The 20,942-nt window shown below is 61.3% G+C and carries 21 protein-coding genes; 7 read left to right on the plus strand and 14 right to left on the minus strand.

Annotated features, from left to right (window positions below):
• Nucleotides 1–84: 84 nt before the first annotated feature.
• From ACED88_RS04625 to ACED88_RS04640, 4 genes are all read right to left on the minus strand, one after another.
• Entirely contained in the window at nt 85–924 is an 840-nt protein-coding gene (locus tag ACED88_RS04625) for a shikimate 5-dehydrogenase (RefSeq protein ID WP_449107236.1), read from the minus strand.
• 186 nt (nt 925–1,110) lie between these two features.
• Nucleotides 1,111–1,623, minus strand: a complete 513-nt coding sequence (locus ACED88_RS04630) for a GNAT family N-acetyltransferase (RefSeq protein WP_449108868.1) — start codon at nt 1,621–1,623, stop codon at nt 1,111–1,113.
• A gap of 90 nt (nt 1,624–1,713) precedes the next feature.
• Nucleotides 1,714–2,235, minus strand: a complete 522-nt coding sequence (locus tag ACED88_RS04635; RefSeq protein WP_449108869.1) for an N-acetyltransferase family protein — start codon at nt 2,233–2,235, stop codon at nt 1,714–1,716.
• A gap of 2 nt (nt 2,236–2,237) precedes the next feature.
• Nucleotides 2,238–2,645 (minus strand): RNA-binding S4 domain-containing protein, encoded by a 408-nt coding sequence (locus tag ACED88_RS04640; protein WP_449107233.1) that lies wholly within the window; start codon nt 2,643–2,645, stop codon nt 2,238–2,240.
• Between the two features lie 148 nt (nt 2,646–2,793).
• Between ACED88_RS04640 and ACED88_RS04645 the strand changes: the two genes are divergently transcribed.
• The gene (locus tag ACED88_RS04645) at nt 2,794–3,789 is read left to right on the plus strand and encodes a sucrase ferredoxin (RefSeq protein WP_449108870.1); all 996 of its coding nucleotides are present in this window, start codon (nt 2,794–2,796) and stop codon (nt 3,787–3,789) included.
• On the opposite strand, the gene ACED88_RS04650 is transcribed toward ACED88_RS04645, so the two are convergent.
• On the minus strand, nt 3,730–4,491 hold the full coding sequence (locus ACED88_RS04650; protein WP_449108871.1) for a VIT1/CCC1 transporter family protein: 762 nt from the start codon (nt 4,489–4,491) through the stop codon (nt 3,730–3,732). The two genes, ACED88_RS04645 and ACED88_RS04650, sit on opposite strands and share 60 nt — an antisense overlap.
• A 101-nt stretch (nt 4,492–4,592) precedes the next feature.
• A complete protein-coding gene (locus ACED88_RS04655; protein WP_449108872.1) occupies nt 4,593–5,582 on the minus strand; it encodes an alpha/beta hydrolase in 990 nt (329 codons plus the stop codon).
• Between the two features lie 46 nt (nt 5,583–5,628).
• Between ACED88_RS04655 and ACED88_RS04660 the strand changes: the two genes are divergently transcribed.
• Entirely contained in the window at nt 5,629–5,880 is a 252-nt protein-coding gene (locus ACED88_RS04660; protein WP_237196077.1) for a ribbon-helix-helix protein, CopG family, read from the plus strand.
• A 154-nt stretch (nt 5,881–6,034) separates the two neighbouring features.
• The gene (locus ACED88_RS04665; RefSeq protein WP_449108873.1) at nt 6,035–7,690 is read left to right on the plus strand and encodes an alpha-keto acid decarboxylase family protein; all 1,656 of its coding nucleotides are present in this window, start codon (nt 6,035–6,037) and stop codon (nt 7,688–7,690) included.
• A gap of 27 nt (nt 7,691–7,717) precedes the next feature.
• On the opposite strand, the gene ACED88_RS04670 is transcribed toward ACED88_RS04665, so the two are convergent.
• Nucleotides 7,718–9,106 (minus strand): MBL fold metallo-hydrolase, encoded by a 1,389-nt coding sequence (locus ACED88_RS04670; RefSeq protein ID WP_449108874.1) that lies wholly within the window; start codon nt 9,104–9,106, stop codon nt 7,718–7,720.
• Between the two features lie 128 nt (nt 9,107–9,234).
• Here ACED88_RS04670 and ACED88_RS04675 point away from each other — a divergent pair, with 128 nt between their 5' ends.
• A complete protein-coding gene (locus ACED88_RS04675; RefSeq protein WP_449107224.1) occupies nt 9,235–9,492 on the plus strand; it encodes a metal-sensitive transcriptional regulator in 258 nt (85 codons plus the stop codon).
• A gap of 102 nt (nt 9,493–9,594) precedes the next feature.
• Here ACED88_RS04675 and ACED88_RS04680 read toward each other — a convergent pair whose 3' ends face one another.
• The 7 genes from ACED88_RS04680 to ACED88_RS04710 form a co-directional block, all read right to left on the minus strand.
• On the minus strand, nt 9,595–10,197 hold the full coding sequence (locus ACED88_RS04680; RefSeq protein WP_449108875.1) for a rhodanese-like domain-containing protein: 603 nt from the start codon (nt 10,195–10,197) through the stop codon (nt 9,595–9,597).
• A 13-nt stretch (nt 10,198–10,210) separates the two neighbouring features.
• Nucleotides 10,211–10,987: a sulfite exporter TauE/SafE family protein gene (locus ACED88_RS04685; RefSeq protein ID WP_237225425.1), complete on the minus strand. Its 777-nt coding sequence runs from the start codon at nt 10,985–10,987 to the stop codon at nt 10,211–10,213.
• 203 nt (nt 10,988–11,190) lie between these two features.
• Entirely contained in the window at nt 11,191–12,567 is a 1,377-nt protein-coding gene (locus ACED88_RS04690; RefSeq protein WP_449108876.1) for an NAD-dependent succinate-semialdehyde dehydrogenase, read from the minus strand.
• Between the two features lie 348 nt (nt 12,568–12,915).
• Nucleotides 12,916–14,262 carry a 4-aminobutyrate--2-oxoglutarate transaminase gene (gene gabT, locus ACED88_RS04695; RefSeq protein WP_449108877.1) on the minus strand — a complete coding sequence of 449 codons (1,347 nt, stop codon included), beginning with the start codon at nt 14,260–14,262 and terminating at the stop codon, nt 12,916–12,918.
• A gap of 121 nt (nt 14,263–14,383) precedes the next feature.
• Nucleotides 14,384–15,871, minus strand: a complete 1,488-nt coding sequence (locus ACED88_RS04700) for an NAD-dependent succinate-semialdehyde dehydrogenase (protein WP_449108878.1) — start codon at nt 15,869–15,871, stop codon at nt 14,384–14,386.
• Between the two features lie 271 nt (nt 15,872–16,142).
• The gene (locus ACED88_RS04705) at nt 16,143–16,649 is read right to left on the minus strand and encodes a hypothetical protein (protein ID WP_449108879.1); all 507 of its coding nucleotides are present in this window, start codon (nt 16,647–16,649) and stop codon (nt 16,143–16,145) included.
• Between the two features lie 553 nt (nt 16,650–17,202).
• Nucleotides 17,203–17,655, minus strand: coding sequence for a hypothetical protein (locus ACED88_RS04710; protein WP_449108880.1), 453 nt, complete (start codon nt 17,653–17,655; stop codon nt 17,203–17,205).
• A gap of 307 nt (nt 17,656–17,962) precedes the next feature.
• On the opposite strand from ACED88_RS04710, the gene ACED88_RS04715 reads away from it, so the two are divergent.
• The 3 genes from ACED88_RS04715 to ACED88_RS04725 all read left to right on the plus strand — a co-directional run bounded on the left by ACED88_RS04715 (nt 17,963) and on the right by ACED88_RS04725 (nt 20,862).
• The gene (locus ACED88_RS04715; protein ID WP_449108881.1) at nt 17,963–19,639 is read left to right on the plus strand and encodes a hypothetical protein; all 1,677 of its coding nucleotides are present in this window, start codon (nt 17,963–17,965) and stop codon (nt 19,637–19,639) included.
• Nucleotides 19,640–19,767: 128 nt separating this feature from the next.
• On the plus strand, nt 19,768–20,364 hold the full coding sequence (locus ACED88_RS04720; protein WP_449108882.1) for an arsenic metallochaperone ArsD family protein: 597 nt from the start codon (nt 19,768–19,770) through the stop codon (nt 20,362–20,364).
• A 36-nt stretch (nt 20,365–20,400) separates the two neighbouring features.
• Entirely contained in the window at nt 20,401–20,862 is a 462-nt protein-coding gene (locus tag ACED88_RS04725; protein ID WP_135013458.1) for a GyrI-like domain-containing protein, read from the plus strand.
• Nucleotides 20,863–20,942 lie beyond the last annotated feature (80 nt).

Below are 20,942 nucleotides of genomic sequence, written 5' to 3' on the forward strand. Positions count from 1 at the left end.
TACCGGCGTCCGTATGGGTAAGCGAAACCTTCATCTGCGTGTGCAAAGAACGCGCAGATGAAGGTTTCGGCTACCTTCAAGAACCTAGTTGGCCTGGGCCTCAGCCTCGGCCACATCGGCGTCGCTCACCTCAACCCCGGTGTAGAGCTTGAACTGTTCAGCAGCCTGCAGGGCAATGACCTCACCGCCGGTAATGACCTCCTTACCAGCAGCCCGGCCAGCGCGAATCAGCGGGGTTTCAACGGGCATGGCGACCACGTCAAAGACCACCTGGGCGGCCTCAATCGCGGGAGCGGGGTAGGCCAGGGTGTCAACCTCGGGGCCGCCCTCCATGCCGATGGGGGTGACGTTCACAATGACGGGGGCGGTCAGCTCGCCCACCTCAGCGGCCCAGGTGTAGCCGTAACGCTCGGCCAGGGCCCGACCCGCCTCTTCGTTACGGGCGATGATGGTGCCGGTGCGGAATCCCGCATCATAGAAGGCTCCAGCCACAGCCGCCGCCATGCCGCCAGAGCCGCGCAGCAGGAAAGGCAGGGCGGGGTCTACCCGGTGGGAGGCCAGCAGGGAGGCCACCGCAATCACGTCGGTGTTGTAGGCCTTGAGGTAGCCGTCAGTATTCACAATGGTGTTGACCGCACCGATGACCTCAGCGGAGTGGTCCATCTCGTTGACCAGGGGAATCACCGCCTGCTTGAAGGGCATGGACACCGAGCACCCGCGAATTCCCAGGGCCCGCACGCCACCGATAGCGGCCTCAATGTCGGTGGTGGTCATGGCCTTATAGAGAAAGTCCAGGCCAAACTTTTCGTAGAGGTAGTTGTGGAACTTGATGCCGTGGTTTGAGGGGCGGCCCGAGAGAGAAATGCAGACGGTGGTGTCGCGGTTCAGGGGCGGACGGCCAGGCGCGGCAGGTGAGCTAGTCATAGGGTGTTTTCCTTGGTGAGGGTTCGAGCCGGGCTCCTCACAGCGGGGCCAACCCGGCCTGACTCTTTCACCCTACCACCGGCGTCCGCGCACCGCTCCGCCTCGGCTGAGTGTAACGATAAATGCCATGTGCGCGAATCGTTACCGCGCACATGGCATTTAGCGTTACGGTCAAAAGTGGGGCTGCTAGGGCCGGGTCATGATGTAGGTTTTACGGCCCGCAAACTCGTCAGAGCGGGCGATAGTGAAGCCTTCTTTTTCATAGAAACGAATCGCGCGGGCGTTGGTGGAGAGCACCTCAAGTTCAGCCGGGCCGGGGTCGAGCACCTCACCCAGCAGGGCCTGGGCAACTCCCGTGCCGAAGGCCTCGGGCAGCAGGTAGAGCATTTCAAGTTTTTGTACCTCGTAGGGCATCTGTGAGGCGAAAGCCAGGCCCAGTAACTTGCCCGCGGCGTCCTTTTCTACCGCCACCAGGGCGCGGCGGTGCTGGCCCAGTTGCTGCTGAATATCTTCACCGGTGCCACCGGTGGAATCTAGCCACTCTGCGAATCCGGTGGCGCGGGCGTCCAGCTGCTCTTCCTGCTTGGCGAACATTTCGGGGGTAAATGTGCCTGCGTAGGCGTGACGCCAGGACGTCATGCGCAGCTCTTCCCACGCTCTGGCCTCTGCGGGCACAGGTGGGCGGATCTCGAAATTCATTATTCTCCTCGAGCCCTGCCGCTGCGAGCGAGTGGGGGAAGGCAAGGCGTAGAGTCATAATACCGCACCGACCTGCACAATCTTCAGGTTTTAAATAGACAGGTGGTAGATGTAGTCGTGGGCGACTTCGGTGGCAGTGAGCTGGAAGGTGCGCTCACCCACCCGGGTGAATCCCATCTTTTCGTAGAAGGCCTGGGCGCGGTGGTTGAGCTGGTGGGTGCCAAGGTGCAGGCCGTCTTTACCGCCTGCGCGGGCGGCGGCGATAGCGGCGTCCATGAGTTCCCTAGCCAGACCGGTTCCACGGGTTTCTGCGGAGAGGTAGAACTTGCTCAGATAGGCGGCGTTGCCGGGAATTTCGGCGGGCTGGGGTGCCTCGTGGTCGATGCCGAAGTAGGCGATGATGTCGCCCGCTTCGTTGACGGCCAGGGTGAAGCTGTAGGCGCCGGTTTCAATGTAGCGGGTGAAGGACGCCTCATCTAGGTTTTCGCTCACAAAGGCCGCAACGAACTCGCGGGGAACCACAGGCGGGGCGGCGTCGGGAAAGTGGGCACTGGCAAAGGCTGAGAGGGCGGGCACGTCGGCAAGGACGGCCGGGCGCAGGGTGTGGGGCATGGCTATTCTTTCTCGTAGCCGCGGAGTTTATTGAGGGCGCGGCGTTCATTTTTGGTGGGGCGGCCTGCACCCCGGTCGCGACGGGGTAGGGCACCGCTGGTGAGGTACGCGGGTTTGGGGGCGGAGATATCGTTGTAGCAGGTGACGGCTACGGGAGCACCGACGCGCTTGGAGATGGTTTTTCGTACGATAAGTACGCGCTCCCAGCCGGGGTAGCGCACGGTGACGGTGTCGCCGGGTTTGATTTTCTGGGAGGGCTTGGCGTGCTCGCTGTTGATGCGCACGTGCCCGGCTTTGACCTCGGTGGACGCCAGTGAGCGGGTTTTGAACACGCGCACTGACCATAGCCAGGCGTCGATGCGCACAGGTGGCTGCGGCTCTGCGGGGGCTGAGTCTGCGGGTGAAGTCATGTATCTAGGCTACCCAATGAGTAGGCGAAGCCCTGACCCCGCGCGAGCGTGCGTCATATCGCTGAGCGTGCAGCAACCGTGCGCACTCTCGGCGATATGACGCACGCTCGATGCCCCGTAAAGCCCGCGCTGGCGTACACTTATGCCCATGACTAGCCCTACCGCGCCCGCTATTCCTGCCGATTCCTGCTCCCTGCCGGTTGATGAGAACCTGCCGGGTACCGCTGCCCGCGAGACGCTCTGGGTCCTGCTGGAGCACCCCGGTGGCTGGGGCCGCGATATTCTCGATGGAACCGTCTTTGGGGCAGAACTCTCAGCCGCCCTTAAAGAAAAGATGGCGCAGGTGGGTGCCCGCCTGCTGCTGATTCGGCAGCCCGGTCGTGAGGGACAGAAGGTTAAGGACGCCGGCGCCCGCCGCCGCGCCTTCCTTGCGGTCACCGGGGGTAGGGATTTTTCACCCGCCCGGCTCTACTCTTTTGAAGTAACAGGCGCGGAGGATTTACTCTCCCTCCCCCTCGAAACCCCCGGAAATATACCCGGTGCGGTTGTTTCACGTGAAACACTGACCCTTGTCTGCACCCACTCCAAGCGCGACCGCTGCTGCGCGGTACGCGGCCGACCCATTGCGTCCTTTGTATCCGAACAACTCGCAGACGGCAGCGTCTGGGAGTGCTCCCACACCGGCGGGCACCGCTTCGCCCCGGTCGCTATCAGCCTGCCCACCGGCTACACCTACGGGCGCCTGACCTTCGAACAGGCCCTGACCTTAGCCCAGAGTGCCCAGCAGGGCAGGGTAGAACTCGCCGGGCTGCGCGGGCGCTCCTCCCATTCCCCCATCGAGCAGGTAGCCGAGGTAGCCGTCCGCACCCTCCTGGCGGACGCCGGTGAGCAGGCAGACCCCAACGACCTAAACCCCGGTGAAATGACCGTCACCGAACCCGACCTACACGCCGCCCATATCGCTCACCGCGACGGCCGTTTCTGGGTCGTGACCGCCCGCCGCACCGAGCTAGCACCGCGACCGGCGTCCTGCGGTAAGGACGCCGGCCCCGCCTTCAGCTGGGAGGTCGTCAGCCTCGTTGGCCTAGACCACGCCGGTTGCCCCCAGCAGGGAGCCAACACCGAAGGTGACGGCCAGGGCTAGGGCGCCACCGATGACGACGCGCAGGGCGGCCTTGCCGTAGTGCGGGGAACCGCCCCACTTAGCCCCCAGAGTGCCGGTAATAGCCAGGGCGATCAGCACGCCCGCAAAGGTCACCGGAATACGGATGGACTCGGGGAAGAGCAGAATCAGCAGGGTCGGTAGCAGGGCACCCACCAGGAAGGAGCCGGCCGACGCGAAGGCAGCAGACCAGGGGGAAGGGATGTCTTCTTCGTCGATGCCCAGTTCAAAACGCAGGTGGGTCTTGAGGGCGTTCTTCTCGGTCATCTCGATAGCCGCCTTGCGGGCGGTTTCGGGCGAGATGCCGCGCTCTTCAAGGATCTCGGTCAACTCATCGAGCTCGTACTCGGGCATGTCGTGCAGCTCAGCCTTTTCCTTGGAAATAAGCGCTTCCTGGCTATCCACCTGGGACGATACCGAGACGAACTCGCCCAGGGCCATGGAGATAGCACCACCGACAACAGCAGCAGCGGCGGCAACACCAATGGCTGAAGTGCTGGTGTTTGCACCGGCAACACCAACAACGGTGGCGGCGACAGAGACAATGCCGTCGTTAGCACCGAGGACGGAGGCGCGGAGGCGGTTGAGTTTTTCCTGGTAGGCTCCGCCCATGTTGTGGGCTTCTCCGGTGTGGGAGTGAGGGGCGGCAGCTACGGGGGCTGCTTCGTTCGGTTGGTTCGTCATAGGTCTAAGTGTAGAGAGTCCCCCCAGCTTTCTTCCAGCAAGTCTAGAGTGAGCTTGCCTGCTCCCCCGCTTAACCGCCGGGTGAGGCTAGGCTGGGCTACCTAGAGACGGTCGATGAACTCGCCGATAGCCCGGTAGGTGGCGGTACGGGCGGGTTCGGGTGAGAGGACGAGGTCGTGGGTTCCGCCGTCGATGACACGGCTGGTGACGTCCTTGCCCAGCCCTAGACCCCAGCGGCGGATGCCCTGCACGTTGAGCACCGCGTCGAAGTCGTGGCGATCAGTGGGGTTTGTGAGTTTGCCGGAGCGGGCCGAGGTTAGCAGCAGAACGGGAGCTTGGATGTCGAGGCCGCGCTGTAGCTGCCGGTGGGCTCGGCGCACAGCCGCCAGCCAGCCCGCGTAGACGGGTGGGAAGTTGAGGGTCTTCCAGTCGGTGTTGAACTGCCAGGTGCCCGCGTGCTCAGCGTGCAGGGAGCGGGCGTAGGCGTCCTCCTGCTCCTTCTGCACGATGGCGCGCGGCTTGAAGCGCGCGAGCGCCGCCACCGACCCGGTCATGAGGGCACGCTCAAGCGGGTTGTTGAAGTGGTCGAGCCAGGGGGAGTTGAGGACGACAGCAGCCAGCTCGGGCGGGGCGGTTCGGCTGGCCCAGAGGGAGGCGATGAGTCCGCCGGTGGAGTGGGCCATGAGAATAACCTGTTGGTGCCCGTCGCGGCCGGTGATGAGCTGCCAGGCGGCGGTGAGGTCTTCGAAGTAGTCGTCGAGGTTTTCGGTGTAGAAGGGGGTCTGCCCCGGTAGCAGGGAGCGCCCATATTTGCGCAGGTCAAGGGCGTAGAAGTCGTGGCCGCGGGCTGCCCACCAGTCGCCGAGGTCCTTCTGGAAGAAGTAGTCCACAAAGCCGTGCAGGTAGAGTACGGCGGGCTGTGCCGCCCAGTCTTGCCCCTGCGCGGACGCCGGGAGGTGGGGAGCTGCGTCCGCCCCGCCAGTATCTGCGGGTCGGTGGACGAGAGTGGCAACGATGGGGCCTTCTGCGTCGTGGCCTAGGTCGATGGTTTCGGCGGTGTAGGGGGCACCGAGAATGTCTGGCTGTGTCATAAAACCCACTATACTCTCGTGCGCATTTTCGTATTACGATATTTCTATGGAAACTATCAACGGCACCCCGGTCACAGAAGAGCAGATTCAAGCCTGGGCTGACGAGGCTGAAGCAGGCTACGCAGTAGAAAAATTTAAGAAACGTGGCCGCCCAAGCCTTGGGAGCGCTCCTGCATCGGTCATTCCCGTCCGCATGGAGGAGGAACTCCTTGCAGCCCTCTTACATAAAGCTGAGGTTGAGCATCTTAACCGTTCAGAAGCTATCCGCGCCGCTGTCCAGGCCTGGGTTGATGCATGATTTCAGTTCACCACTCCGCTCTCAAACATGGAATGTAGAGGCATAGAGCCATTCACCGCTAACATTCTTATAGAAGTGATACCCGCAACACCCCGCAGGTATCTCATGCAAAAGACCCCTTGCTCCTCTTCTTAGATTTATAAGGACACCACCCATGACCTACACCGTCAGCGACTACCTGCTTGACCGCCTTGTTTCCCTGGGCGCCACCGATATTTTCGGTGTGCCCGGCGACTTCAACCTTCAGTTCCTTGACCATGTGATTGCCCATAAGGAACTTACCTGGGTGGGCAACGCCAATGAGCTCAATGCCGGGTATGCTGCGGACGGCTACGCCCGCGTAGGCGGTATTGGCGCTCTGGTGACCACCTACGGTGTGGGTGAGCTTTCCGCTATTAACGCAACGGCCGGTTCCTACGCCGAGCACGTGCCCGTCCTGCATATCGTGGGTGCTCCGTCGAAGGACGCCCAGGCCGCCCACCTGACCATGCACCACACCCTGGGTGATGGCGATTTCACCCACTTTATTCGTATGGCCTCTGAGGTGTCCTGCGCGGTTGCTAACCTTGAGCACGCCACCGCTACCGCCGAAATTGACCGCGTGCTGCGCGAGATGATGATTCAGAAGCGCCCCGGCTACATTCTGCTGGCAACCGACGTTGCCCGGGTTGAGGTGGCCCCGCCGAGCGGCCCGCTGGAGGTGCCCAAGGCCCTCTCGTCCCCCGGTGCTGTTGAAGCCTTCCGCGCTGACCTGGCTGAAGTGCTGGCGGGCAAGCAGACCACGGTGCTTGCTGACCTTTTGGTTCACCGCATGGGTGCGCAGGCTAACCTGACCGAGATGCTGGCGGCAACCGGCCTGCCCTACGCCACCCTGATGTGGGGCAAGACCCTGGTGGACGAGTCCAAGCCGGCTTTTGCTGGTATTTACGCCGGGGTGGTGTCGTCGGCCCGCACCAAGGACGCCGTGGAGCAGGCAGAAGCCCTGATCTGCGCGGGCGTAACCTTCACCGACACCACCACCGCCGGTTTCTCCCAGAACCTGCCCGAGAACACCGTCTTTTTGGGGGCCCAGACCGCCAAGATTGGCCGCAAGACCTACGCCCCGCTCACCCTCGATACCGCCCTTGACCTGGTGCGCGAGGTCGCCCTTGAAGTGGGTGCAGCCCCCAAGGAGCTACTGCCCTGGGAAGAAGAAACCCACGAAGACATCGACATGGACGCCCCGCTGACCCAGGACGTCCTCTGGTCCCTGCTCTCCCGTGAGCTGTCCCCGGGCAACATTGTGGTGGCCGACCAGGGCACTTCCTTCTTCGGTATGGCCTCCCGCCGCTTCCCCGAGAATTCCATGTTTATCGGCCAGCCCCTGTGGGGTTCAATCGGCTATACCCTGCCTGCCATGCTGGGGGCTTCCATCGCAGACCGGGGTGCGCGCGGCGTCCTGCTCATTGGCGACGGCTCAGCCCAGCTAACCTTCCAGGAAATCGGCACCATGCTGGAGCAGAAGACCAACCCGGTGGTGGTGCTGATCAACAATGACGGCTACACGGTGGAGCGTGCCATTCACGGCCCCACCCAGCCCTACAACGATATTCGCCGCTATAACTGGCAGCTGATTCCGGCAGCGCTGGGGGCGACCGAGGACGACGTGCTCATGCTGCGCGTGACCACCGCCGCTGAGCTGCTGGAAGCAACCGCCCTGACCCAGGCCACACGCGACAAGCTGGTTTTCCTGGAGGTCATGATGGATAAGGACGACGTGCCCGCCCTGCTGGCCGACGTCGCCGCCGCGCTCACCCGCGCCAACTCCTAAAGGTAGCCTGGTCCATCCCGCACCCGGCTAGTTCTGCGCCGCCCAGGCGGCGTAGCTGCCTTCAAGTTCGAGCACGGTGTAACCGGCTCGACGCAGACCGCTGGCAACCACCGAGTTGCGCACGCCGGACTGGCAGAAGGTCAGCAGGGTCGAGCCGGGGGCGGGCAGTTCATCAAGGCGCCAGAGGGCTGAACCACCTGAGAGCTGCTGGGCACCGGGAATGGTGCCTGCGGCGTACTCATTTTTAGCGCGCACATCGACCAGGGCGTCGCGGTCGGTGGCGTCCAGCTCGTCCACTGTGACCAGGGGCGGGGTGAAGTTCACCAGGGGTTCGATGTCGGTGGTGTAGTAGCGCACGGTATCGATGCCTACCCGGTAGAGGGCATCGCGCAGGTGAGTCGCTTGGGCTTCAGTATCGGCCAGGACGACCAGGGGGCGGCTTTCGCGTTCGGGGTCTAGCACCCAGGCTGCGAAGTTAGAGGCCTGGGGGCCTGCCGGAACGTTCAGCGAGCCTTCCACAGTGCCGCTGTGCACGTCGTGCTGGTCGCGGGTATCAATGAAGATAGCCTCGTCAGCCTCAAGTTTTTCTGCCACCTGGGCAGCGGTGAGTTCAGCAGGTTCGGGGGCAGGGTAACCGATGAGGGCAGGGCCGACCCGGTTTTCCTTCTTCATGCGGGCAAAGTAGGCATGGGCGTCGGGCTGGCCGTTGAGTAGCTCGTCAATAAAGCCCTGTTCGTCGTTGTTGCGCACGTAGGGAGCCCACCAGGCGTAGGCTTTTTCGTAGCCAACGGTGCTTGAGGGAACCGCGCCGAGAGCCTTGCCGCAGGGGGATCCTGCGCCGTGGGCGGGGTGCACCTGCACGTGGCCAGGTAGGGGCATGAATACATGTTTGAGGCTGGTAAAGAGGTCGCGGGCCCCGTTAAAGCGGGTGTCGATGCCGCCTGCTGCCTCGTCGAGTAGGTCGGGGCGGCCCAGGTCGCCCACGAAGACGAAGTCGCCGGTGAGCATGTAGCCGGGGGCGTCGGCCACAGCACCATCGGTGATAAGGAATGAGAGATGCTCCGGGGTGTGGCCGGGGGTGTGCTGGGCGGTGACGGTAATCTTTCCGAGCTGGATGGTGTCGCCGTGGTAGAGGCGGGTGCCGTCGAAATCATACTGCCAGTCGTCCCCGCCTTCGCCGGAGAGGTATACGGTGGCGCCGGTTACGGACGCCAGTTCGCGGGTTCCTGAGAGGTAGTCGGCGTGGATGTGGGTTTCGGTAGCTGCCACAATCTTCATGTTGTTTTTGGCAGCTAGGTCGAGGTAGACCTGGATGTCGCGACGGGCGTCCACCACAATGGCTTCACCCTTGCGCTGGCAGCCGATGAAGTAGCTGGCCTGGGCGAGGCCTTCTTCGTAGATGCGTTCAAAGAGCACGGTAGGTCCTTTCGGTATCACTCGTTTAAAAATACCCCTGGGGGTATTTAAAAGATAACAGAGCCCCACCCAAAAACAAACCCCCGGGGGTATACTAGAGAAAAAGTTTTTACCAGAAAGCAGGAGTCGTGCAACTCAACCCCGAAGAGATGAAACCCGTGATCAACCGCCTCAAGCGAGCCCAGGGGCAGCTCAACGGTATTATCCGCATGCTCGAAGAAGGTGATGACTGCCAAAAAATCGTCACCCAGTTGGCCGCCGCCTCCAAGGCGGTTGATCGCGCCAGTTTTGCCGTGGTTGCCAGCGGCCTCCAGCAGTGCCTCACCGCAGATGAGCCCGAAATGACCCCCGACCAGCTAGAGAAAATGTTCCTCTCCCTGGCCTAAACCCGCCCAGATCACCACAAAGCCGCACCCCGACCCCTACCCCAGCACCACTAGGTGCGGAGTAGGAGCCGGGGTGCGGCGTCCTTATTTTAAAGCCGGAGCCTAGCTCGCCTGGGAGGTGCCAGCAGTAGCCAGGCGGCGCTTAGCTTCGCGCAGGGTCACGTCACCACCCCTGTTGTAGGGCAGCTTGGAAAGTGCTGTACCCATGGCACAGGTATTGCTGACCGCTGAAAAGGTTAGGCCACCACCGATAGCGCCAGCCAGATACTTAGCCTTGGGGAAGATAGTGCTAGCCACTACCCCACCCAGCACCAGAGAACCTGCCACCAGGCGCACCTGGCGCTCGAGATCCCAGCGGGCTGGGCCCACATTGACGGGCTGATCAGCCTTCTTCCATGCCTCCATACCGCCAGTGAGCACACTGGTGCGAGTAACACCAGCACCTGCCAGGAATTTCTGGGCGCGGGTAGCGCGAGCACCAGAACGGCAGATGATAATAGCTTCATCGTCGATGAAGGCGCTCAGTTCTTCGGGGTGCTGTTCAATCAGGGCTAGGGGAACATTTACACTGCCGGGAATGTGGGCGCCCTCGTATTCAGCTGGGGTGCGCACATCGAGCAGCAGGGTCGTGTGGGAGTCTTTAATGTTCTGCGCCAGCTGCTGCACCTCAAGAGTTGAGGGGAGGGAGCTTATAGTATCTGACATGTTTTTCCTTTCTTTATGCCATCAGTTCAATGAGGGTGGTAGCTGCCATGTAGGCTGCGACGACGTAGAGAAAAATTGCGAAGGCTAGCTGCAGGGAACGCTGGGGCACCCGCCTACCACCCCAGGTACCGGCCAGGGTACCGACCACAGTTGTAGCCAGCAAGGGGGCAAGCGCCGACCAATCCAAGGACGGTAGCGCCCCAGCACCCAGAGCTAAAGCAACCAGGCTGTTGATTAGGATGACAAGTAAGGACGTTCCCACGGCAGTTGCCATACTAAGCCCCAGAAGCAGGGTCAGGGCGGGAACAATAGCGAAACCTCCCCCTACTCCAAAGAAGCCGGTCAAGAAGCCAACCCCTGTAGCCGCACCCACCAGCGCAAGTCCCTGCCGAAAGGCAGAGGGGCGGGAGGCGGCGTCCGCACTTTGTGCCCGAATAGACCCCCTGCGCGCTGCACGCACCATCAGACTGGCAACCACCAGCAGCAGAACAGAGAAGGCCAGCAGGAGCAGCTGCCCATCGATGCCATGAGCCAGCACTCGACCGCCGTAGGCACCGGCTAAACCAAGGGCACCAAAAAGGGCGCCGCGTCGCCAGTCAACAGAGCGGGCCTGAGTCACCACACCCGTGCTAGCGCCGATTCCCACAACAACCAGGGAGGCCAGGGTCGCCTGGGTGGGTGTAAAGCCAAACCCATAGACCAGCAGGGGAATCGCCAAAATAGCTCCGCCCCCACCTAGGGCACCCATGAGCAGACCCACGGCCAGGCCGCCTGCAAGAGCTAACAGCACGGTTCTTCTTTCTCTTTCTTCACCCTAGAGATAATACCCCTAGGGGTATGTGAAAGACAAGGTTGCCCACCCCCACATAACACCAGTCCCACGGTTCGTCACGAGCCGGATGTATCGTCCGGGGTTTCATGACAAACCGTGGGGCTGGGCAATCTGCACTAGCGACAGCACACCCTACGCCTAAGCCTGCGGGTCAAACAGGCCTACTTCTGCACGAAGTAGAGGCGCTTATTGACGAATTCGTCCATGCCGTAGGGGCCAAGTTCGCGGCCGTAGCCGGAGTTCTTGACGCCGCCGAAGGGGATTTCGGCGCCTTCACCGGCGGGGGTGTTGACGTTGACCATGCCGGCGTCAATCTGCTGGGCCAGGCGGCGGGCGCGAGCCTCGTCCCGGGAGAAGACGGCGCCACCCAGGCCGTACTGGGTGTTGTTAGCCAGCTCGATGGCTTCTTCGTCGCTTTCTACCCGGTAGACGGTGGCGACGGGGCCGAAGAGCTCCTGGTAGTAGACCTCGGAGCCGACGGGCACGTCGGTAAGGACGGCCGGGGAGAGGTAGGCGCTCTTCTCATCCAGTAGCTGCCCACCGACGCGCAGGGTGGCACCGGCGGCAACGGCCTCGTCCAGCTGCTTCTTGAGACCTTCGGCAGCCGAGCGGGAGGAGAGGGCCATGTAGGTGGTCTCGTCCGCTTCGGCGGGCTTGCCCGGCTTCATGGCCTCGGCCAGCTTGACGAGTTCAGCGACAAACTCGTCGTAAATGTCGGCCATGACGATCATGCGCTTGTTGGAGTTGCAGGCCTGGCCGGTGTTGTACATGCGGAAGCCCCAGGCGGTGGCGGCAGCTTCAGCGACATTGTCGGTGTCGAGCACGATGTAGGGGTCGGAGCCGCCCAGTTCGAGCACGGCCTTCTTGAGGTTGCGCCCGGCAATACCGGCAACGATAGCGCCAGCTCGTTCGGAGCCGGTCAGGGAGACACCCTGAATGTGGCGGTGACCAATCATGGTCTCGATCTGCTCGTGGCTAGCAAAAACTGCCTCGTAGGCACCTTCGGGCAGCCCGGCGTCCTTCATGATCTCAGCAATGACGAGCGCTGACTTGGGGCAGATTTCGGCGTGCTTGAGCACGATGGTGTTGCCCAGCATGAGGTTGGGGGCAGCGAAGCGGGCAACCTGGTAGTAGGGGAAGTTCCAGGGCATGATACCCAGCAGGGCACCCAGGGGCTTGCGCTGGATGTAGGCCTCGGAGTTTTCGGTCTCTGAGGGAATCGGCTCGTCTTTGAGGTGGTCGGCGGCGATCCCGGCGTAGTAGGCGAAGATGGCTGAGGAGAATTCGGCTTCTTCGATGCCCTCTGAGATAGGCTTACCCATCTCCTGGGAGATGATTTCGGCCAGTTCCTGCTTGCGCTCTTCGAAGAGCTCGGCGATGCGGTTGACGATAGCGGCGCGCTCTTCGACGCTGGTGTTGCGCCAGGAAAGGTAGGCGGCGTGGGCACGCTCTACAGCCGCAACGGCCTGCTCGTCGGTGAGGGTGTCGAAGGTTTCGAGCACCTCGCCGGTGGTGGGGTCTTCAAGTCGGTAGCTCATGGGTTTAGTTCCTTTGTGTTTGTGGGTATGTGCGGTACGGACGCCCCTGCGCCGACTAACCTTCTCGCAGGCTCGCAAGCTCGCATGCGATTCATGCCAGCCCCAGCCAGTCGGCTTACGGGGCGTCCGTACCGCACCTAGATGCAACTCAACAAGCTGGATGCGGGGCCAGCTCTCGGGCGGGAAATACCCTCAAAGCCAGGCTGGCTGGGTCTGGCGTGAATCGTAGCGAGCCCCCAGGGCGAGCTACGAGAGGGTCAGCCTGGCGGAGGGTATTTCCTGCCTGTTTCCTGGCTCAGGGGCACCTGCCCGCTCCTACCCTGCCCTTACGAAACTGCAAACAGGTGATTAGTTCCCCGCGACCTTGCGGATTTCTTCCACGAAGATGTCCAGGGCCTGGCCAAGGAGTTCTTCGCTGATGGTCAGCGGGGGTAGCAGGCGCACGACGTTGCCGTAGGTGCCGCAGGTGAGGATGAGGACGCCGCGTTCGGCGCAGGCTGCTGCGATGTCTTTGGCGGCGGTGGCGTGGGGTTCCTTGGAGTCGGAGTCTGCTACGAATTCGACCGCGAACATGGCGCCGCGGCCGCGGATTTCACCGACGATGTCGAGTTCGTCAACGAGGGGACCGAGCTTTTCGCGGGCGATGTCTTCGATGCGGGCGGCGCGGGCGTTGAGGTCCCACTCTTCCATGGTTTCGATGGCGGCTAGGGCTGCGGCGCAGGCGACGGGGTTGCCGCCGTAGGTGCCGCCGAGGCCGCCGGGCTGGACCTTGTCGAAGAGTTCGGCGCGGCCGGTGACGGCGGAGAGGGGCATACCGCCGGCGATGCCCTTGGCGGTGGTGATGAGGTCGGGTTCGATGCCTTCGTGGTCGGAGGCGAACCAGCTGCCGGTGCGGCAGAAGCCTGCCTGGACTTCGTCCGCGATGAAGACGATGCCCTTTTCGCGGGCCCAGGTGACCAGCTCGGGCAGGAAGCCTTCGGCGGGGACGATGAAGCCGCCTTCGCCCTGGATGGGTTCGATGAGGATTGCGGCGACGTATTCGGAGCCGATCTGCTTTTCGATCATGTTGATGACGCGGGCGGCTGCTTCCTTGCCACCTAGATCACCGTCACGGTAGGGGTAGCTCATGGGGGCGCGGTAGACCTCGGGGGCGAAGGGGCCGAAGCCCTTCTTGTAGGGGGCGGCCTTGGCGGTGAGGGCCATGGTGAGGTTGGTGCGGCCGTGGTAGGCGTGGTCGAAGACGACGACGGCGTTGCGGCCGGTGGCTGCGCGGGCGATTTTGACGGCGTTTTCTACAGCTTCGGCGCCGGAGTTGAAGAGTACGGTGCGCTTGTCAAAGTCGCCGGGGGTGAGCTGGTTGAGTTTTTCGGCGACGGCTACATAGCCTTCGTAGGGGGTGACCATGAAGCAGGTGTGGGTGAAGTGGGTGGCTGCTTCGCGTACGGCGTCTACGACTTTGGGGGCGGAGGCGCCAACGGAGGTGACGGCGATGCCGGAGCCGAGGTCAGCGAAGGAGTTGCCGTCGACGTCGACGATGACGCCGCCGTCGGCGTCCGCTGCGTAGACGGGCAGGGTGGAGGCTACGCCGGCGGGGACGTTGGCGGCGCGGCGGGCTGCGAGTTCGGCTGATTTGGGGCCGGGGACGGTGCCGTTGAGGCTGATCTGCTGGGGTAGGCGGTAGGCAATGTCGGCCATGGTTGAGGGTTCCTTTGGTGATGGATTTTTGTAACTACAAAAAGTTGGGGTGCGGACGCCCGCGCTGGGGCGACGGTGCTGAGGCAACGGTGCCAGGGCGGGCGTCCGCGGGGTTTGGGTCTTAGTTGGCGTAGGGGTCGCGGATGCCGATGTACTGGATGGAGGAGTACTCGTCGATGCCTTCGGCTGCTCCTTCGCGGCCCATGCCGGACTGCTTGACGCCACCGAAGGGGGCGGCCGCATTGGAGACTACACCGGCGTTGAAGCCCATGATGCCGAACTCTAGGTGGTCGCTGGCGCGGTAGAGGCGGTCGATGGATTCGGTGTAGACGTATGAGGCCAGGCCGTATTCGGTGTCGTTGGCTAGCTCGTAGGCCTCGTATTCGTCCTTGAAGGTGAAGACGGGGGCGATGGGGCCGAAGATTTCTTCGCGGGCGACGCGGGCGTCGAGGGGCACGTCAACGAGCACGGTGGGCTTGAAGAAGTAGCCTGCGCCCTCGCCCTTTTCACCGCCGGTGAGTACGCGGGCGCCCTTGGCGACGGCGTCCTCGACGAGGGCAACCATGGAGTCCTGGGCTTTCTTTTCGACGAGGGGGCCGCAGGTGACGCCTTCGTCCAGGCCGTTGCCGAGCTTGAGTTCGCCCATTTTTTCGGCGAACTTCCGGGAGAATTCTTCGGCTAGGGATTCGTGCACGATGAAGCGGTTGGCGGCGGTACAGGCTTCGCCGATGTTACGCATTTTGGCGGCCATGGCTCCGGCGACGGCCTGATCGAGATCGGCGTCCTCGAAGACCAGGAAGGGGGCGTTACCGCCGAGTTCCATGGAGGTGCGCAGCACGTTCTCGGCGGCCTTCTTGAGCAGGTCCTTGCCGACGGGGGTGGAGCCGGTGAAGGAGACCTTGCGCAGACGGGAATCGCTCATGATGGGCTCGGAGACAGCGGCTGCCGACTTAGACGAGACGACGTTGAGGACGCCCGCGGGCAGGCCAGCGTCCAGCATGGTCTGGGCGAAGTACTGGCTGGTCAGCGGAGTTAGGCGGGCGGGCTTGAGTACCATGGTGCAGCCTGCTGCTATGGCGGGGGCAACCTTGCGGGTGCCCATGGCCAGGGGGAAGTTCCAGGGGGTAATGAGCAGGCAGGGGCCTACGGGCTTGCGGCGGGTGATCATGCGCAGGGTGCCCTCGGGCATGTCGAGGGAGCGGCCGTAGTGGCGGGGGGTTTCTTCGGCGAACCAGCGTAGGAACTCAGCCCCGTACTTGACCTCGCCGAGGGCTTCGGCGTAGGGCTTGCCCATTTCTAGGGTCATGAGGGTGGCAAATTCTTCGGCGCGTTCGGTGACCAGCTCGAAGGCACGGCGCAGAATCTCAGCGCGTTCACGCGGAGGTATGGCGGCCCAGCCGTGGTCCCCCGCTTCTTTTTCTGCGCGGCAGGCGGCATCGAGGGCAGCTAAGGCGTCTTCTTCAGTAGCAGAAGCTAGAGTGGCGATGACTTCGCCGGTGGCGGGGTTTTCAACGTCGAAGGTTTCGCCGTTTGAGGCATCGCGCCACTGGCCATCGATGAGTAGGCCGGTAGGCACCTTTGCCAAAAGTTCTTTCACATCTACGGTCATAGCCGGTGTGCACCTTTCGTGAACTATATATGTGATGGGTGCGTCATTAGACCCATTCTTCTGCTTATCTTACGCCCCCTACCGGTCGGCAGGTAGCCTGTCTCACACGTCCTGAGCGGACGCCCGCCCCGGGGGTGGAGCTTATTCGGGCAGGTCAATGTCACTTACATCCGTCGCAGGTTCCCCGGCATAGAGATAAACATAAAGGTAGGCAGCCCACGCAGGGCTGCCTACCTTTTATTTAAATAATCATGCGACTGGCTTCAGGAGCTTACTCACGGATTCCTGTTGTTCTGGAAAAATCTGAGAAACCATCGGTAGTTGCACATTCACCATCAATAGTGAAATTCACAGAAACCGTGTAGCCACCGGTTGATTCTGCTTCTCTAACCTTGGTGGCGGGAACCTTAACATACACGTCAAAACCGAGCTCATCAAGAGCACCATCGTTGACTACAGTGATAGTACGGTTATCAGAATTAATGGTGTAATTCTGAGCATCAAACGAATCGAAGGTTACCACTTCATCGCTCGCAACAAAAGTAATAGTGGTGTATCTACTTGTCGAGGTAAAAGCGTAAGAAAATAGCACAATATGATAACCATCTGCGGTGTCTATTGATACTTCTTCATATACCCCTGGATTATCAAGCAGGTAGTCAGTCGGGCACACCAGGGAGGAGGCTGCGTAGGCAGGAACAGCGGCAGTAGCCACCACAACGGGAGCGGCCCATGCGCCACCCTTGACCACGTTACGGCGCGACAGTGTGTGAGTCATGTTTTTACTTTCATCTAAAAGCATTCGGACAAGAGTTAGCATACACTCAACATAAAACTTTAAAGGGAGTAACCTACTGTGATTAGAAATAGTAATTTACAGCACTCAATCTAGCCGCAACTACGTGCTAACTAGGTGTTTCATTTCTTCCAAAAAGCCAAGCTTCAGCTTGGTATTTTCCATGAAAAACCTTGCGTGAGCACCATTATTTAAAATTTTTCCTATGTTCTTTTAATTAAAAAGTAAAAATTCAGCACTTTGAATACCGTTTTTTACTTAGTTAAGCACAGCCTCACTACCAACACGACACACCCCGTCATGACAGAGGCCTACACGGCTCTGGGGAGCACCCCCAGGACGAGGCTTTCACCTTTGACCTCTCAGCCCTGCTCACCGGGCTGAGTGCAACGCTGATACCCCGCCCAAGAGTCAGAACCAATACCCAGTAGCTTGTCGTATCTTCGAGAGACTAAGCCTTAAAAAGTCTGGGTCGCGTCTACCCTCTTTTCAAGAAAGAATGGTTACGCGACCCGACTATTAAGATACATGCCACCTAGTTGGAACCGACGGTACCCCACTCGGTGAAGGTGGAGGAGAAGCCACACTGCGAGTTGTTAATGGTGTAGGTAAAACGCAGAGTGAAGCCCCCATTATTGGTTTGCTCCTGAGGCACAAGGGCGGTTGCAGAGAATTCCACAGGGCCAGAGCCAGCAGGAATAGTGAGGGTCTTACGGTCAGTAGAAAGGGTAGCCCCGGCAATGCCAGTGGGATCTGCCAACTCAGCGTTGGAAACAAGAACGATCTGGGCGTAGGAACCAGCATCAGGGAAGCTGTAGGTTGCAGTCACCCGATGGGTGCCTTCCGCTGTTTCATGAGCAAAAGTAGGTGCAACGTCAGGGCAGGTGAAAGAGGCTGCGTAGGCAGGAACGGCGGCAGTGGCTACAACAACAGGAGCAGCCCATGCGCTACCCTTGACCACGTTACGGCGCGACAGTGTGTGAGTCATGTTTTTAATTTCCCCTAAAAGTAATAAAAATCTTATTCATGCTAACACCCAGGGCAGGTCTTATCGGTGGAAATTTTCGATAAAAATTGACACCACCTCAGACCTAAAGAGTTAGGGACCAGAGCCCATCTCCAACTTGTCTATTAATGGCGGCCAAAACTTGTACCACAAAAACACTCAGGCACCCCTGCGCAGCTAAGAAAATTTAATACATCCGCTCTACTATTCACCCGCATCCCCAACTCCAACCCACCGCCCTCGCAAGCCTTATCTTCCCCATCCGCTTAAGCATGCAAAAATAGAGTCTATGAGTTTTGATTCGCACTCCGAGCTCCCCCCGCACCTTTTAGCTCTCGCACACCTTACCCAGTGGCATTCAGAGGCTCATCAGCAGCCTCTGGAGGTCCGTTTTACCGTACACAACACCGAACTAGACAGCGTTACCTGTGCCGTCACCGGTTCTCTAGGCACCCCTCCCCCAGCCGATTACGCCCGCTCTGCCACTGTCGCTATCTACGAAATGGCCCGCGCAGGGAACTTCGAGGGTTCCTATAACGTGCGTGTCAACTCATCACCGGGCGGTCAAACCATTGTCAAGCAGATGCCGCTCTCTTCCGCGCCTGAACATGAAACTGACCACACTGAGGCACCTGCCCCTGATTCAGCGTCCACCGTCTCAAATAACGGGCTGCGGTTGCGCTCTGCCCTGCTTGCCCGCGGGCACAACTCCGGCTACTCACCTGCCGAAATTGCCGCCGAAGAGAAGCAGCGCGGCTTTACCTTCACCCCTGAGCTCAAGTTCTACCGGGCACTAGTACGCAACGGTGTGGTTGCCGAAGTCGCAGGCCAGAACGTTATCGCCTCCACCCCGCAGGCTGACTTTGGGGCGTCCACCCTCGATTCAGCTCCCTGGAAGGCGCCCGAAAAGACGGACGGCACCGTCCAGGCCGTCCTTAACCACACCCTGTGGATCGAAATTGCCAACTCCCCTACCCACCTCTACGCCATTGACCTGGCGCGCGGCGCTCAGGGCACCGCAGGTCAAGTCATCGCGCGCAGGCGCGGTGAGGCTTCCGTGCCGGTTCAGGTTGCGCTCTCGTTGGCAGATTTTGTGACCGGCGAGCTGGTAGGTCAGGACGCCGGCAGCAACTCCCCCGCCCCGGCAGCTGCCGTTGCCCCCAGGGTGGCACCGGGGGCGTCCACTCTCGCGCAGACTATCGCCTGGGTGGGCACCGTTGAGCCAGTCGCCCTCCCCGGCTTCCTGGGGTGGACGCTCGCCCCCACCGAAGCCCGTTACCGCGCGGTTCTAGCCGAAATTGATCCCGAGTCAGCGGCTGAGCCTGAGACTGCCGCAGCCGAAGAGCCCGCCAAGAGCGATGAAGCCCCCGCTCTGGCAGACGAACCCACCCCGACCAATAGCTCCGAGCCGGTGATTGCTCCCGCAGCGCCGGTGGTTATTAAGTCGACCACGACCTCAGAAAACGCCTCTAGCCTCTTCACCACTCCAGATGCAGATGAGTCTGCTTCTGAGCCAACTGCCACCCCTGAACCGGGCACCTCACCCGAGGCCGAGGCTCTACCGGCGCCGTCCGCTCAGGAGCAGGACGAAAGCACCGCCAGCCCTCTGAGCCGGGCAGCAAGTGCCTACGCAGCGGCAGCGTTCCCCACTGACCTCCCCGTAACTAACGATGAGAAAACCCCGGATATCCGCGATATCGACCCCGGGGTGGCCCGTGTGCCTGCTTCTCCTGAGCAGAAGAACATCGCCAACACGATAGGAACCCTCGCTTTCGGCACCCCCGAAGAGCGCAAGGAGTACCAGACCACCGATACCGACGCTGTACCCAGCATTGCTGCCCGGGCTAAGAAGGTATCACTGGCAGCTGAGTCGACTGAGCCCCAGCAGCCTATGGATGAGACTGAGCAGAAGCAGGACGACCGCAGCCTGCGTTCAGCCCTGCGCAAGTTCTTTATCGGCGACTAGCCCACCTACATCGAACTGACAAGGAATAACAGGAGGTGCACCCCGACTGGGGTGTGCCGCCTGACCTTTTCTGCAGGCGTTTACGGGCGTAGGCTGGTAGGGCACACCAACCAACGAACGGAGCAGCAGTGGCACGCCCCTCTCAAGACACCCTGGGTAGCACCCCCCTTGAAGTTTTCATCCCAGCTGCCGGTGAAAATCCGGACGACCCCGGCGACACCCAGCGCGACGTCTTCCTCACCGCGGCCCAGGAGCTGCTCGATGAGGGCCTAGATATTGCCGTCTACTCCACCGATTCCTACCCTTCTGCTTTTACCGACTGTGAGCCGGTAGCCGATCAGCTTGCTATGGCCGGGGCTGAGGTTCTGCCCATCTTGCTGGTGGAGGGCCTGGTCAAGGTGTCGTATATGTACCCTACCGCTGAGCAGCTTCGCCGCTTTTCCCATTTTGGGGAGGTGAAGCAGCCCAGGGTCAACGCCGCTGCGGCGGCTTGCGGTACCGGTGGTACGGACGCCCCCGCAACGGTTCCTGCCGCTGAGCCGGCTGGCTTTGCTGCGGTACTGGCAGGGGTGACCCCTAAGCCTGCCGGGGGGCCCGACATCGGCAACCGGGTCAATCTGATGGGGGGCCACAGTTCTGCGCCGGCGTTGCAGGGGGCCTCTGCCGAATCAGGGCAGTCTGCGAAGCAGGCCTCGTGTGGCTGTGGCTGCGGGTGTGGCGACTAAAATAGAGCCGACACACATTTTTCTAAGGAGTAGTCGATGATTGGTGCGCGTGTAGAGCACAAGGATGAGTTCTTTATTGCGGGCTTCCGCGAGACCGTGAAGCAGGGCGCCGGCATTGGCGAGCTCTGGAAGAAGCTCACCGCCCATGCCGAGGCGCGGGGGGTGACCATGCCTGAGGTCCATTCGATGGGTGTGATTGTGGGGATGAACGCTGCCGGCGAGTTCGACTACATGGCGGGGATTCTGGTGGAGAACCTGGAAACCGCGCAGGCTCTGGGCCTCAATGCCCTTAAGGTGGACGGCGGTGAGTTCGCGGTGACGACCGTTGAGGGCCCGGTGCCCATGAGCACCATGGCCGGGGTGGACCACCTGATGGGCACCTTCCTGCCCGCATCAGGTTTTAAGCCCAATGGCCCGGTCTTTGAGGCCTATGGGCCGGGCGACCCGTCCGCTGATGATTTTCAGATGCAGGTCTGGGTGCCGGTTAAAGCGGCCTAGACGTACTTTTCTTTTAGTGACTAGAACTGCCCCTCACACATGGTGAGGGGCAATGTGTGTACGTGGTAAGGGAAGGGCGA

It is taken from the genome of Rothia sp. 11273D007AR, assembly GCF_053547255.1.

Coding starts and splice junctions, on each gene's coding strand:
- ACED88_RS04630 (WP_449108868.1), bottom strand. CDS start 1,623: ATGAATTTCGAGATCCGCCCACCTGTGCCCGCAGAGGCCAGAGCGTGG.
- gabT (WP_449108877.1), bottom strand. CDS start 14,262: ATGGCCGACATTGCCTACCGCCTACCCCAGCAGATCAGCCTCAACGGC.
- ACED88_RS04665 (WP_449108873.1), top strand. CDS start 6,035: ATGACCTACACCGTCAGCGACTACCTGCTTGACCGCCTTGTTTCCCTG.
- ACED88_RS04710 (WP_449108880.1), bottom strand. CDS start 17,655: ATGACTCACACACTGTCGCGCCGTAACGTGGTCAAGGGTAGCGCATGG.
- ACED88_RS04705 (WP_449108879.1), bottom strand. CDS start 16,649: ATGACTCACACACTGTCGCGCCGTAACGTGGTCAAGGGTGGCGCATGG.
- ACED88_RS04715 (WP_449108881.1), top strand. CDS start 17,963: ATGAGTTTTGATTCGCACTCCGAGCTCCCCCCGCACCTTTTAGCTCTC.
- ACED88_RS04690 (WP_449108876.1), bottom strand. CDS start 12,567: ATGAGCTACCGACTTGAAGACCCCACCACCGGCGAGGTGCTCGAAACC.
- ACED88_RS04680 (WP_449108875.1), bottom strand. CDS start 10,197: ATGTCAGATACTATAAGCTCCCTCCCCTCAACTCTTGAGGTGCAGCAG.
- ACED88_RS04635 (WP_449108869.1), bottom strand. CDS start 2,235: ATGCCCCACACCCTGCGCCCGGCCGTCCTTGCCGACGTGCCCGCCCTC.
- ACED88_RS04660 (WP_237196077.1), top strand. CDS start 5,629: ATGGAAACTATCAACGGCACCCCGGTCACAGAAGAGCAGATTCAAGCC.
- ACED88_RS04655 (WP_449108872.1), bottom strand. CDS start 5,582: ATGACACAGCCAGACATTCTCGGTGCCCCCTACACCGCCGAAACCATC.
- ACED88_RS04650 (WP_449108871.1), bottom strand. CDS start 4,491: ATGACGAACCAACCGAACGAAGCAGCCCCCGTAGCTGCCGCCCCTCAC.
- ACED88_RS04640 (WP_449107233.1), bottom strand. CDS start 2,645: ATGACTTCACCCGCAGACTCAGCCCCCGCAGAGCCGCAGCCACCTGTG.
- ACED88_RS04625 (WP_449107236.1), bottom strand. CDS start 924: ATGACTAGCTCACCTGCCGCGCCTGGCCGTCCGCCCCTGAACCGCGAC.
- ACED88_RS04700 (WP_449108878.1), bottom strand. CDS start 15,871: ATGACCGTAGATGTGAAAGAACTTTTGGCAAAGGTGCCTACCGGCCTA.
- ACED88_RS04645 (WP_449108870.1), top strand. CDS start 2,794: ATGACTAGCCCTACCGCGCCCGCTATTCCTGCCGATTCCTGCTCCCTG.
- ACED88_RS04725 (WP_135013458.1), top strand. CDS start 20,401: ATGATTGGTGCGCGTGTAGAGCACAAGGATGAGTTCTTTATTGCGGGC.